This is a genomic window from Methylorubrum sp. POS3, from assembly GCF_043352485.1.
In the GTDB taxonomy this organism is placed as follows: Bacteria; Pseudomonadota; Alphaproteobacteria; order Rhizobiales; family Beijerinckiaceae; genus Methylobacterium; species Methylobacterium suomiense.
In genome coordinates this window covers 2710651-2723771 of sequence record NZ_JAPRBT010000001.1, presented here as the reverse complement: position 1 = coordinate 2723771, position 13121 = coordinate 2710651, and the positions used below count along the sequence as shown (strand labels likewise).

Sequence of the window (13121 nt, the reverse complement as noted above, 5' to 3'; positions counted from 1 at the left end):
GGTGCGCGGGTTCTTCCCGTTTTTCGTGATATCCAACGCAGGCGCGCGCATACTGTCGGGGGCCTGTGTCCAAGGCATCGCGGCGCCGAGTGACGAACGCTGTTGCGCTCCGCCTCGATCCGGCCCTGCCTCGGGTGCAGCGCGTCCACAGTCTCCCTGAGCGCCGATCTCACCGCTCCCCCGGGCCGTCCGGATCACCACGGCCGTTCCTCGATCTCCTGCGTGTCGTACCCAACTTGGCTTCGTTCTTCGGCGGGAGAGGCACCGGTCCGGCGAACGGCGGCACAGGTAAGGGTGAAGGCTTGGGCTTATCCGGCCGCGCGCGTGCCTTCACGGCCTGTTCCAGCTCGGCCCACATCGCCGGTGTCGCTCGGTCGAACGCCCAGCAGCTGTCGGCCTCGTCGCGGAAGGCATGGGCCGCCGCGCGCCGGCCGTAGCCGGTCCAGACATGACGGCCGATGCGTGGCACCCCCGGCGCACAGGCGGTGACGAGGGCAGCAACCGCGGCTTCGCTGTGCCCGGTGCTGCGTAGGCGGCGGGCAATCAGCGCATCGACCCGCGAGGGATCGGGCCAGCGACCCTGCCAGCGCGCGAGCAGGTCGGCGCGGTGAGCCCAGTACAGCGCCGCGTCGGCGTGCGGCGTGCCATCGTCCGGGTCCGCGCCGCGGCCCAGGCGCGAGCCCGGACCGAGCCCGAAACGCCGGGCGAACACAGCGATGAAGTGCGAGATGAGACGGCCCAGCCGCTCGCAGGTCGCCCCCGTCGCGGTCACGATCTGCGCGTAGATCCGGGGGGCGGGACGCTCGTCACCGGGCAGAGCGGTGCCTGGGCGATCGGCCGCGTCGATGCGCAGGCCAAAGCGTGTGCGGCCGAGGCCGAGGCTGAGCCGGAGATGCTCACGCGCCTCGGCCAGCGCGGCCCCTTCGTAGGGCCGGTTCCGGTTCGGTGCGGTGAGCACGACCTCGTGGCGCCCGTCCCGCCGGTCCAGCACCAGGGTTGGGGCGAAGCCCGCCGCCTGCAATCGGCCGACATCCTCGATTTGCAGCCCTGAGAGCACGACGTGGTGCCGCTCGTCCGAGAAGGGCGTCAGATAAATGGCACTGTCCCGCCCGGCCGCCTGTTCGAGCGCCAACCGGCCGGCGGCGATCCCGACCATCGGTCGCGGCGTCAGTTGCACCAGCCGGTCGGGAGCCGGTCGATGCCGTCCGTCCTGATCGGAGGAGGCCGGTGGGCGGGTGCGCTCGGCCACGGCTCGGTAGCGCTCGGCTTGCAGTCCGGCGTGGTAGAGCGCGAGTAGGCCGGACAGGTTCGAGCCGCTTGCTTCCGGCTGTCGCAGCGGAGCGAGGCGCGGCAGCGGCTTGCCGATCCGCTGCGCCAGCGTGCGGGCGCTCGGGGTGGCGCGCGGGGCCGGGCCGACGACAGCGGCCTTCAGTAGAGGCGCGATGTTCAGTTCCGGATAGGTCGCGTCGTACGCCTCACGCGCCGCACTTGCCGCACTCTGCGCCTGTCGGGCGACGGCGAACAGCGCCGCATCGATGCCGGGGGCGGCCCGCGGCGACGGGACCGCCGGTGCTCGGCGATGGCCCTGCGGCAGTGGCGCACCGTCACCTGCCGGGCCCGGCTGGAACGGGCCGAGGCGCGCCTCCAACTTGGCTCGACTGGCCGCGCGGCAGGTCGAGGCCTTCAGCACGATCCCGTCCACGATGAACACCGCGCCCGAACCCTTTGCAGCGTACGCGATGCCGTGTTCGGCGAGGCTCGTGTGCAGGTCGGCCCACGATCGGGACCGCGTCACGATCGGACCGGCGATCTCGATCACCCGCCGCGCGGCACTTTCCTCGCCGCGGTACACTTCGGCTCTCGCCGCTCCCGCCGGCAGAGCATCGCTCGGCTCCACGCTGCGCGCGAGCAGCGGCGCGGACGCTGCTGCGCGGTGGGCTTGCCGGGCGCTGACCGCCGCGACGAGGCGGGCGCGGGCCGCTTCCGGTGTCGGTGCCGAGACCGCGCGCAGCCGTTCGATGACCTGCTCGGCCCTGACCACGTCCGGATCGGCACCGGGATCGAGCTGCCGTGCCGCGGCGGCCCGAACACGCGCGGCGTGGCTCAGGCGGGCTTCGGCGAGTCGGCGGACTGCGCGGGCCTTGTCGTTGCCCGCACCAGCCTGTCGTAGGTTTCGTCGCACCGCGTCTGCAGCCTCTGCACCTGCGTCCCCAGCGTCTGCATCTCCAGACGCAGGGCCTGCATCTCCAGGCCATGCCCGTCCTGTCCGGTCCGGATCTCGCCGACGACCGCGAGCACCGTCCGGAGCAGATCGAGCACCTTCGCCTGCCGCTCGATCGTCAGCAGTTGCCCCTCCGAGATCGCCGCGAGCGGGTCCGCTTCCTCGTCGCGTTCCCGCAGCATCTTCAGGATCTCGCCCGTGTCCTGATGCGCCCCCGCGGCCTCGCAATGCGCGCCGAGCGCCTCCCGCGCCGCTCGCTCGACCCAGGGCATCGTCGGTGCCCCGCCCGCCGTGTGTCCGGTACCGGATGACATGCTGCTCTCCTGTTCGTTCCTCGAGGACCTCGAAGTGCGCGTAGGGCTCCCGTTGCCAGCCCTGTACGTGCTCAATCCGAGCGACGGCGCGCCCGATCGCGTTGTGGAAGAAAGCGACCCGCGTCGGCCTGTCCGCATCCGGTGCGACGCGCGAGATCAGCGCGTGCAGGTGTTGGTTGCCGGATCCGCCGAGATGCAGGGTCCAAATCACTTGGTGTCCGCGCAGGCCGGTCTCCTCGAGTATGATCGCGAGTGCCTGTTCGATTTGGCGGACCGTCGGCTGCTCACCGGCCCGCCAGGACAGCACGAGGTGCTCGATCGCGCCCCGGGCGCGGGGGGCGCCCATCGCGGTGGCGATCATCTCAGCGACCTGTCCCGTGCGTGTGTCGGCGATGAGATGGAGCTGGCCCTGGGCCAGGATATCGCCGCGCTCCGCTCCGCCCGTGCCACCGTCGATGTATGCGGCCAGCTGAGCTACTTGCCGAGCGACCGGCGCGCCATCAAGGCGCTTGGGCATGCGCTTGCCGATCACGACGGCGGCTCGGCCAGATGCGCGATGGCCGAGCGGATGTCGGCGAGCGCGAGGCGTCCCGCTTCCGCCATTCCCGGCGTGCGAATGGCGAGCTTCGCGAGCCCTCCCAGCCGGCGCAGCTCCCGGATCAGTTCGCCATCGACCTGCGCGGTGATGTGCAAGCCGAGCAGCCGCTTTCGGGTGAGCGTGGCGAGCGTGAGGCCGGCGGCATGGGCCTCTCCGACGAGGTGCTCGAACTGCTCGGGCGTGAGCCGGATCCCGACCTGTTGAGTGAGCTTCCGCGTCTCTGATCCGCGTTGGCCGGGCATCGGCGTCCTCTCTGGGAGTACTTCAGGGAACGGGGTCCAGGGGCTCGCCCCGGCAGGCTGGAGGGGAAGGTGAGAAGCGTCAGCGCCGAACGGCCCCGTCTCGTTGCTGCCCGCGCCCGGCTTGGCCGGCGCGGATAGCAAAGAGCATCCTGCCCGCCTCTTTCTCCCTGGGACCGTCCTTCCGGGTAGACCCGGTGAGCGATAGCGATGACCGGCCCATCCGTGCACGGACAGCGACGGCCCGGCCCGCGCACCCGTGGCCCTGCTCCGGCACCATCGACCCACCTGGGGCGCGTACATCGGCATCTACGTAGATCGACACAGACTCAACTCCGCAGCTTCGACCGCCTCGCGCCCGCCCTTCAGGCACAGCGCAGGTTCAGGTGCAGGATAAGCGCAAGGAAAAGTTTGATGTCAAATATGCTCGATTCGCGAATAGCGATTCGCAAGTTCCGAGATGATGGTGAGACCAAAATTTATCGACCGAATCGTTGCGGACACGTTGCCAAAGCTTGCAACAAGCGTGACCATACGCGTGTCGGGTCAGCAGCCAAGCGGTCCGACCGGCCCCACCACCAACCCGTGAGACATGCGATGACCAAAGCCCGAACCCGACCGATGCCGATCCTGCTGAGCGAGATGGACGCCAACCGCGCGGCCCTCGCCGGGCTGAAGCGGGAGACACCGCTGCCGCCACCGGAGCGGATGACAACGGCCAAAGCGGTGGCCGAACTCGCGCCCGAGATCCGGGCGCTGCTCAAGGCGGGGCATTCGCTCGACGAGATCGCCAAGCGCCTGATCTTCGGCGGGCGCTCGCTGAGCGCGCGGCAACTGCAGCGCTACCTCACCGAAGCTCAATCGCACGCGGCGAAGAAGAAGGGTCACACGGCCAAGAACCCGACGCCGCCCGCGAACCGGGGTGCGACAGGCGCCGGGTCACAGGATAGGCCGATCGTCGTCCCATCGACACGGCCCACCGGCGCGCAGCCGGATCTGCCGCCACGCGGCGCGGCCACGCCCGTGACGGCAGCGCCGGTCAGCCCCAGCTTGGAGGCTCAGGCTCGGGGAATAGCAGGTCCACTGTCAGCCCCGCTGCTCAACACCCCGGGGAGCGTCGCGCCGACCGGTCCGGCCGCCCACATGGCGAACCCGGCGACGGCTGCCGGTCCGGCCCTGGCGAAGCCGCAAAGCACGGCCTCGCCGGCGATCGACGGCCTTTCCGTGTCGGAGGCACAGAGACGGTCGATCGACATGCTGACGCGAACCGCACCTGCTAACGCGAAGGTCGATCGTCCGCGCGAGACGAACATCACCTGGAGCGGGATCGGTACGACGACACCGTCGCGAGACGATGCTCAGGCCCATGTGCGGCCCGAGCCCGGCACGCTGCTCTGAACGATCATATTACCATCGCTCTGCCCGCGGCGCGATCCGCCCTGGGCAGAGCTGCCATCAATGCCTCCCGCTGCTGACGCCGATGAAGCAACGGCCCTGGCCTCACGGCAGCGGACATGAGGCAACGCGGCCAAGACGTTCCTAGCCGCGACATCCTGCGATCTCGAGTGGCGCTCCTTTCCAGGCGCGCCACCGAATGTCATCCCAAGCGGACGAGTCTACCGTTGTCGTTCGGCAGGCTCGTTCGCAATCACGATAGCTCTCCCGACACTGCGGCTCCCGTTAGGCGAACCATCCGTGTCTGATATCCCTACTCACCCGTGTCTTGCTATTCTCACGGGCGATCGCCCGACCGGACCGCTGCATCTCGGCCAGTTCTGCGGCAGCCAGCGCGATCGCGTCATCCTCCAGCACGCCACGATTATTTCGTGCTGATCGCCGACGCGCAGGCGCTCACCGAAAACGCCGACGATCCCAAGCGCGTCACCCGCCACGTCATCGACCTCGCCCGCGACGATCCCGCCGTGGCATCGATCCGAGCCTCACCACGATCTACGATCAGGCGGCCCTGCCAGCACTGTACACCGACCCCGACCATTTGCGCGTCGCTGATCCTGGGGGGCCAGGGGGTGATGTGGTGTTCCCGACCTCGACGCGTTCGGTCCTGATCGCGACCCGGTCACCGAGCCGGAGGTGCGCGATCACCGCGGCGGTCACGGCGACATCGCGGTGAGGCAGCGTTTGGAGGCCGTCCTGCTCGATCTGCTCGCGACGCCTGGGCCGAACGACCGGACGACGTCCACGACATCCTGCGGAATGAGACCCGTCGCGCCCGTGGCGTGACATCGGCAAGGCGCGACACCATCGAGGACGTCCTCGGCCTGTACCACGTCGCCGCGTAGCGAATGCCCATCCTTCGGCCTATGGCAGGTGCGAGCCGCGGGTGCGACGGGGCAACCGATCGCGCCCGTTTCGCGTGCCTCATCGACCCTACAGCCAGGCGAGGCTGCTTGTTGCCGACCCGCGACGGTCAGCGGGCAGGACGACAGCGATCATCCGGTCGGGTGCGAGCGCGTGACGATATCGTCACGAAACTTCGGTGTCGGCCGCAGCGCCGGAACCCGAGATCTGTCACGCATTGCATCACGAAAAGGGTCGGCGGCAGCCCTGGCGCCCCGTCACGGAATCGGTCACAAAAGATGGGCGACGCTCGCTTTTAGGGAGACAGGCCATCTTGTCTGGCACGATAAAGCCGTTCCGGTGCGATGCGGTGACGAAGAACGGGCTGGAGAGCCTTTGTGACGAAATGCGATCGGAGTACGCGCGCCACCTGAAGGAGCGGATCGACCCGATCTGCGAACGATACAGGCGAGCCGTGGCCAACCGGCTCAGGAAGAGAGCGTCGATCCTCCAGAGGGATGAAGACTCAGCTTCGGCCCCTCCCGGCATAGAGAGCGTCACGGTCACAGCCAACATCGCGACTTATCGCGAGCGACAGCGCTGGCCGTTCGTCGTCGTCTATCATCGGCGTGCCTACCGGGAGTACGGCCTCACCGGCGTGTTGTGGCTGATGCGGAGCCTGAGCCGTGATACGAAGGCTCCGAAGCTCTCGGCCGTGGTGCTGCTGATGATGACGCGGCCGGACGATTTGACGCCCGGCGTAATCATGCGTTGGATCAGACAACTGGAGGGCGAGGGCCTTCCCGTTGCGCCGACGATGAAAAGACCGGGGCGTCGGGCGCTCGGGGCGACCGCGATGACGCCCGCGGAGCGGCAACGCCGGCATCGAGTACGGAAGCGGGCGGCGTCCGACAAGTAGACTCGGATCGCTCAGAACCCGCGGCCGGACTGATCGAGCGGCCATGCCGACCGCGCGATGCTCGGCATGACTCAGCCCACGTTCCCGCCGCGCGGCCTCCGAAGGGTGCGACGGAGCGCGGTTCTTCGGCAAAAGCGCTACCACATCCGGGCGGCGATCTCGCGTTCCTCGGCTCCCAGCACGTCGGCGTAGATCGCGGTGGTCGATAGACTCGCATGTCCGAGCCAGCGCTGCAGCAGGGTGAGCGGCACACCGGAGCGCAGCGCGTGGACGCCAAACGCGTGGCGCAGGCCTTTCGGCGAGGCGGCCGAGGCGGCGACACCGGCCTCTCGCATCACCGCCTTGACCCGCTGCCAGGCGGTACTGCGGCTGATCGGCCAGAGCCGCTGCTCTATCGGTCCGATGTCGTGCACGAAGTCGAGGATAGCCATCACGCCATCGGGCACTGGCACGTCACGCATGACGCCCGTTCGACGCTTCTTCAAGCAGTGCAGGCTGACGATGCAGCCGGCTTGGTCGAGATCGGCGTGGGTGAGAGCCAGGGCCTCGGAGATGCGGCAGCCAGTCCATGCCAAAATCAGGCAGAGGGTGAGGGTCTCGGGCTGCTGACGGGATGCGGCTGCGAGGAAGCGGGCCCGCTCGTCGGGGGTGAGATACTTGCGCCGACCCTGCTCGGTGTGAAGCGACATGCGGGCGGGACCGGGGCAGCGGGTGGAGCGGTCCCTCTCCGCGATTCCAGTGGGATTGGCGACGCGGTGGGAAACAGTCCGGCTGGGTGGCCGATCATGGAGCCGTGACGGTCGGCCCGACAAGCCGGATGGAGCTGATGTGTGGGCCATGGCGGCGCGTCCTCGCACGCGGCAGTGCAGCCCGTGCTTGTGTGACCAGAATTGCCAATTTTGTTCGGCGCCGCCCTGGGAAGCGCCTGGCGCGCTCTGTGGTGGGATGCAACAGCCGCGCTTATACCGCAGTCTGCTCGGCCTTTGCAAGCTGAAAAGACGTTATGGATCAAAGTACGACAGAATTGGCAATTCTGTTCGGCGTATTGATGCTTGTGTAGCGCCGGTCAGAGGCTGCGTAAAGATCCATGTGTGCCATCACACGCGATTCGATACTTTCTGAGACTGTCTCTGATCGCTGCGCCGCCGCGCTCGCCGAGCCGCGCGTGATATCCAACGCAGCGCTAAGGCGTTGACGGGCATGCGGTATTCGACGCGAGAAGATATCCAACGCACCTGCCAGTGCAGTCTTCTCCCGTGCGAAGCTGCTTCCTCGCGTTGGATATCACCGCGACACGGATGGTGATGTCCATCGCGGGCCACCGACATCGCACGACGCTCTCGTGGGATGACCGCTCCGGGGCCGCAGCTGAGGTCGGTGTCGATGAGCCTCCGTTGGAGCGGCTGGCGCCGCGATGAGGCGAGAGCCGACCCCTGAAAGCTTCGCCGTCTGCGTCGCCCTCGTCCTGGTCACTTACCTGTTCGTCCTGATGGTCGGTGGCTGGCTCGGCTGATCCCTGTCGTACCCCTGAAACTGCAGATCCCAGGTCATGTCCGAGAGCCGTCGCTCCTCTTCGCACCCTCGCCGGTTCTCGCAGCGGCTGCGTCGCACAGCCGATTTGCTCCTGCCGGGTGAGCGCCTGTCGGACCTCGCTGCCTGGGCCGTGTTGATGCTGCTGGCTGCCTTGCTGCTGCTGTTCGTGGTGCGTGAGATCCGCGACAGCGCGTTCACCGGCTGCCCCGGATACGATGGCGTCACGCACAAGCGAGAGGCTGAAGCGCTCTGTGCGGAGCCCTAATGTAACCGGCACCACTCTGAGAACTTGGGAATATGTGTCCTGCTCGCTGAACGCGGGAGCTATGCGGGGTTTTGGGTGACGGAGGGTGTCAGGCGGCGCGGTGATCTGGGCGCGCGATGACCTCGGTCCCGTCGCGGAAGATGACGCCAGCGACGACCTTGGGCAACTGGTTTTCACCTTTCAGCCGTCGCCAGGTCTTCGCGGCCGCCATGACGAGCTTGAACACCATCAGCTTGGCGGTGATCGGCGAGAGGGCGCCTTTCGTCCGCACGGTTCGGTGGCGCACCGTGGCGAACACGCTCTCAATCGGGTTGGTCGTCCGGAGGTGGTCCCAGTGCTCGGCGGGCATGTCGAAGAACGCCAGCAGCGCCTCCCGGTCCTTGATCAGGCCGTCGGCGGCGCGGGCGTACTTGGCGCCGTACTTCTCGACGAAGTCGGTGATCGCCGTCTCGGTCGGCGCGGCGTGGATCTCGCGCAGGTCCGCCTTCATCGTGCCCTGCACGGATTTCGGCACCCTGTTGAGCACGTTGGCGGTCTTGTGGACCCAGCAGCGCTGATGGCGCGTGCCGGGGAAGACCTCGTCGAGCGCCCGCCAGAAGCCGAGCGCGCCGTCGCCGACCGCGATCTCCGGCGCGATGGACAGCCCGCGCCGCTTCACGTCCACCAGCAGTTCCCGCCAGCTCTGGGCGCTCTCGCGCACACCGACCTGGAAGCCGACCAGTTCCTTCCTGCCCTCGGGCGTCGCCCCGATCAGCACGAGCATGCACTCGGCCTGATCCTCCATCCGAGCCTGCAGGTAGACCCCGTCCGCCCAGACGTAGACGTATCTGCGCGCCGAGAGGTCGCGGCCCTGCCAACGGGCGTACTCGTCCGCCCAGGTCGCCGTGAGCCGCGTCACGACCGCGGGCGAGAGGTTCGGAGCATCCTTGCCGAGCAGCGCGGCCAGCGCCTCCTGGAAGTCGCCGGTGGAGACGCCACGCAGGTACAAGATCGGCAGCAGCGCATCGAGGCTGCGCGTCCGCCGCGCCCACTTCGGCAGGATCGTCGAGGTGAACCGGACCCGGTCCTCGGCGCCCGTCGCGCCGCGATCCCGGACGCGCACCCGTGCCATCGGCACCGGCCCGATCCCGGTTTGGATCTCACGCTCCGGCCCGTGGCCGTGCCGAACCAGCCGGGCACGCCCGTCCGGCAGCCGACGGTCCTGCATCGCCGTCAGGAAGGCTTCCGCCTCCATCTCCACGGCCTGCGCCAGCAGGCGCCGGGCCCCGGCCCGCAGCACTTCGGTCAGGGGATCGTCGATGTCCTCGGGCTGACGAAGCCGCACGATGTTGGTAGGGCTGTCCATAGGCGTATCGCTCTCGATGAGAGGTTCTGGCAGGCTCGACACCCGCCTCGATACGCCACCTTCACACCCGCCGCGTCACCCAATCTCCCGCATAGCTCTGAACGCGGTCGAGCATGCCCCCGTGCCCCCCCAGCAACGGCTTCGAAGCTCATTGGAAGCAGGGCGGGGGCTACTGACCCCAAGCTGACGCTCCGCGCAATGCCATCTAAGGTCCGCTTCAATCTCGATAGTGGACGTGACCTCGGCGCTTGACTGACCCACCGGCCGATGCGCTGACAGGAAGGCTAAGCCGTTCGCTACCCGACTGTCGTATGAAGCTCCCCTTCCACATCACCTGCCAGCAGCCTTACCTCGTCACGGCGTTTCACGAAGCTCAGACTCTGCTGAGCTGGGCGATGATTCGACCCGGCTTCCAAGGTGGTCGCAAGGTTGCCTGGTTGGAGGTGCGTGACGCGGACCTACCGCAAGACCTCGACCCCTTCGCCTTTCTGGAAAAACGGATGGCGGCGGCAGGGCACGGCGACGCAATTGCCCTGATGACGTCGCGCGACGTTCGACGTCATCACCTTGCTCAGGCAGAGGTCGGGACTGTATCGGCGACCTGCCTCACAACGATCGGTCTCGGGAATGCAACGCGCGTCGGCTGCTCGCAGGCATCGACGCCTCCTCTCTTCGGCACGATCAACATACTCGTGCACGTATCCTGCGCCCTTTCGCAGGCGGCATTGATCGAGACGATTTCGATTGTCACGTAGGCGCGAACGGCCGCCGTTCTCGCATTAGATTACCGGCCACACGGAGAGGTCGTGTCGGGTACCGGCACAGACTGCATCGTCGTCGCCGCTCCTCAAGCCGGTGAACCCGCCTGGTTCGCCGGCCTTCATACCCCGATCGGCGAGGCTGTCGGAGCAGCCGTTTTCGCAGCTGTCTCGGAAGGTGGTGCAGCTTGGTGCAAGGAGAGGAATGCGAGCCGTCCTCGCGCTTCTGCGTGATCAACGTACCGCCACGGCGACGCGTAGCGAAAGCGGTGCTGGTGGTGCAGCGTTCCGGCAATAGGCGCCTGATGCCTGCTTCCGCGTGATTGACTGTGCCCGGCTGCGATGGGATGGAGGACGGGACGGTTCCCTTCGGGGATCAAAAGGGAACGCGGTGAAGGCGCAAGCTCGATGCCGCGGCTGCCCCCGCAACTGTAAGCGGCGAGCCTTCCGCCACCATGTCACTGGGCAGCCTCGCCCGGGAAGACGGTGAGAGGGCAGCGACCCGCGAGCCAGGAGACCTGCCGTCAGTCGTGGTCACACGCGAAACGCGTCGGGCGGGGTGTCCTGGCGGGTGTCGAGGGTCCGCCAATCCTGCGAGGAGGCGGTTCCCGAGGCCTCGTTCGCGGTGACGTGCCACAGCCGTTGCCCCGAGGCCTGTCTCCCGTGACCCATCCCCTTCGTTCCGCTCTCCGGAGCGTGCTGGCGCTGTCCTGCGCCGGCCCGGCCCTGCTCGCCACGCCCGCAGCCCATGCCCAGCAGGTCGCCGCGCCCTTCGCAGACGTGCCGCGCGGCGGCGAGGCCGCCGTCTCGCTCGCCGAGATCTCGGTCTCGGCCACCGGCGTGCCGACGCCGGTCACCCAGACGGGGTCCAGCGTCACGGTGCTGACCTCGGACCTTCTCCAGGCCCAGCAGGTCCGCACCGTGCCGGACGCCCTGCAGCAGGTGCCCGGCCTCAACGTGGTTCGCACCGGCGGCGCGGGCGGCCAGACTTCGGTCTTCATCCGCGGCACCAACTCGAACCACGTGAAGGTCCAGATCGACGGCATCGACGTCAACGACCCCTCGACCCCGAACCGCGCCTTCGACTTCAGCCAGCTGCTGACCGAGGATTTGTCCCGCATCGAGGTGCTGCGCGGGCCCCAGAGCGGCCTCTACGGCGCGGATGCCATCGGCGGCGTGATCTCCTTCGTGACGAAGCGCGGCGAGGGACCGGCCAGGGCCACCGCGTTCGTCGAGGGCGGATCCTACGGCACCGCCAATCAGGGCGGCCGCATCTCCGGTTCGGAGGGAATCTTCGACTACTCGGTCAGCGTCCAGCACCTGCGCCAGGCCGCGCTGCCGGTGACACCATTCGAGCTCCTGCCAGTTGGCGTGCCGCTCCGGACCGCCTTCACTGACACCAAGACCGTCTCAACAAAGCTCGGCGCGCAGCTCAGCGACACCTTCCGTCTGAACTACGTGCTGCGCTTCTCCGACAGCGCCTATCTCGACCAGGCGGACGGCGGCTTCCCCTACCGGCCGTTGCCGTACCGGAACCTCAACGACCAGCAGCAGCTCCTCATGCGCGGCGAGGCCGAGTGGACGCCGGTGCCGGGCTTCCACAACGTGTTCGGGGCCAACTACGCCAGCTTCGACCGCCTCTTCGCCGGGCCCCTCGATCCGCTCTCGGTGCCGACGCCGACCACGTATTTCGGCGAGCGCACCCGCTTCGACTACCGCGGCGACGTGCAACTCGCGCCAGGCAACCTCCTGCTGTTCGGGGCGCAACGCGAGGACGAGCGCATCGAGACGACCGGCCTGAACCGCGCGAACGGCAACACCGGCGGCTTCGCCGAACTCCAGTCTGCCATCACCGACCGCGCCTTCCTCGTGGCCAACATCCGCCACGACGCGAACGACCAGTTCGGCGGCGCCACCACCTTTCGGGTCGCGCCGAGCTACATCCTTCCGGGCACCGAGACACGTTTGAAGGGCAGCGTCGGCACCGGCTTCAAGCCGCCGACCCTGAGCCAGCTCTACCAGGACTATCCGGGCTTCCGCTTCTTCGGAAACCCGAGCCTGCGGCCGGAGGAAAGCTTCGGGTTCGATGGTGGCTTCGAGCAGCCGCTCGGCGAGAGGGTGCTGGTTGGTGCGACCTACTTCGAAACCGACTTCCGCAACCTGATCCAGACGGCCTACTTCCCGACCTACTCGACCAACGTGAACGTCGGCCGGGCGGTGGCCTACGGCGCGGAGAGCTTCGTCTCGGTCAAGCTCACCGACAGCCTCAGCGCCCGGGTCGACTACACGAACACGGTGACGAAGGACGAGGTCGCCAACCAGGAGCTGCTCCGGCGCCCCCGCCATAAGGTCAGTCTCACCGGTATCTGGACGCCGCTGCCGAACCTGACGCTCACCGGCACGCTGATCTCCATCGGCTCCTTCGTCGACGGGAATCGGGATTTCTCCATCACGCGGCTGAAGAACCCGGGCTTCACGCTGGTCAACCTCTCGGCCAACTACGTCTTGTCGGAGACGACGACGCTGTTCGCGCGCATCGATAACCTGTTCGACCAGCGCTACCAGAACCCGACCGGGTTCCTGGGGCCCGGCCTCGCCGTCTACGGCGGCGTGCGCTTGACCACGTTCTGA

At 67.9% G+C, this 13121-nt stretch carries 11 protein-coding genes, 2 pseudogenes and 1 riboswitch; of the genes and pseudogenes, 6 read left to right on the top strand and 7 right to left on the bottom strand.

Translation table 11 applies throughout. The annotated features are described in order from the left end of the window. Positions 1-169: 169 nt before the first annotated feature. The 4 genes and pseudogenes from OWC43_RS12720 to OWC43_RS12705 form a co-directional block, all read right to left on the bottom strand. On the bottom strand, positions 170-2041 hold the full coding sequence (locus OWC43_RS12720; RefSeq protein ID WP_393958550.1) for a hypothetical protein: 1872 nt from the start codon (positions 2039-2041) through the stop codon (positions 170-172). Between the two features lie 62 nt (positions 2042-2103). After that, entirely contained in the window at positions 2104-2535 is a 432-nt protein-coding gene (locus tag OWC43_RS12715) for a hypothetical protein (protein ID WP_342148103.1), read from the bottom strand. Positions 2536-2602: 67 nt separating this feature from the next. Continuing rightward, positions 2603-3052, bottom strand: a pseudogene (locus tag OWC43_RS12710) (relaxase/mobilization nuclease domain-containing protein); the annotation flags it as partial. 11 nt (positions 3053-3063) lie between these two features. After that, a complete protein-coding gene (locus tag OWC43_RS12705) occupies positions 3064-3375 on the bottom strand; it encodes a plasmid mobilization protein (RefSeq protein WP_060771608.1) in 312 nt (103 codons plus the stop codon). Between the two features lie 618 nt (positions 3376-3993). Between OWC43_RS12705 and OWC43_RS12700 the strand changes: the two genes are divergently transcribed. The 3 genes from OWC43_RS12700 (at position 3994) to OWC43_RS12690 (ending at position 6589) form a co-directional block, all read left to right on the top strand. After that, complete coding sequence (locus OWC43_RS12700) at positions 3994-4770, top strand: hypothetical protein (protein ID WP_393956946.1); 777 nt, start codon at positions 3994-3996, stop codon at positions 4768-4770. 428 nt (positions 4771-5198) lie between these two features. Beyond that, complete coding sequence (locus OWC43_RS12695; RefSeq protein WP_245517645.1) at positions 5199-5438, top strand: hypothetical protein; 240 nt, start codon at positions 5199-5201, stop codon at positions 5436-5438. A 566-nt stretch (positions 5439-6004) separates the two neighbouring features. Beyond that, entirely contained in the window at positions 6005-6589 is a 585-nt protein-coding gene (locus OWC43_RS12690; RefSeq protein WP_342148097.1) for a hypothetical protein, read from the top strand. Between the two features lie 137 nt (positions 6590-6726). Here OWC43_RS12690 and OWC43_RS12685 read toward each other — a convergent pair whose 3' ends face one another. Next, entirely contained in the window at positions 6727-7278 is a 552-nt protein-coding gene (locus OWC43_RS12685) for a site-specific integrase (RefSeq protein ID WP_342148095.1), read from the bottom strand. Positions 7279-8138: 860 nt separating this feature from the next. Here OWC43_RS12685 and OWC43_RS12680 point away from each other — a divergent pair. Next, entirely contained in the window at positions 8139-8387 is a 249-nt protein-coding gene (locus OWC43_RS12680; RefSeq protein WP_393956945.1) for a hypothetical protein, read from the top strand. Positions 8388-8475: 88 nt separating this feature from the next. Here OWC43_RS12680 and OWC43_RS12675 read toward each other — a convergent pair whose 3' ends face one another. Next, the gene (locus OWC43_RS12675) at positions 8476-9732 is read right to left on the bottom strand and encodes an IS256 family transposase (protein ID WP_393956944.1); all 1257 of its coding nucleotides are present in this window, start codon (positions 9730-9732) and stop codon (positions 8476-8478) included. A 311-nt stretch (positions 9733-10043) separates the two neighbouring features. Here OWC43_RS12675 and OWC43_RS12670 point away from each other — a divergent pair. After that, positions 10044-10724 (top strand): annotated as a pseudogene (locus OWC43_RS12670) (adenosylcobinamide amidohydrolase). Positions 10725-10833: 109 nt separating this feature from the next. Continuing rightward, positions 10834-11031: riboswitch (cobalamin riboswitch) on the top strand. On the opposite strand, the gene OWC43_RS12665 reads toward OWC43_RS12670, so the two are convergent. Beyond that, positions 11025-11162: a hypothetical protein gene (locus OWC43_RS12665; RefSeq protein ID WP_393956943.1), complete on the bottom strand. Its 138-nt coding sequence runs from the start codon at positions 11160-11162 to the stop codon at positions 11025-11027. Its footprint overlaps the riboswitch before it by 7 nt. Between OWC43_RS12665 and OWC43_RS12660 the strand changes: the two genes are divergently transcribed. Beyond that, positions 11154-13121 (top strand): TonB-dependent receptor plug domain-containing protein, encoded by a 1968-nt coding sequence (locus OWC43_RS12660; RefSeq protein WP_393956942.1) that lies wholly within the window; start codon positions 11154-11156, stop codon positions 13119-13121. The two genes, OWC43_RS12665 and OWC43_RS12660, sit on opposite strands and share 9 nt — an antisense overlap.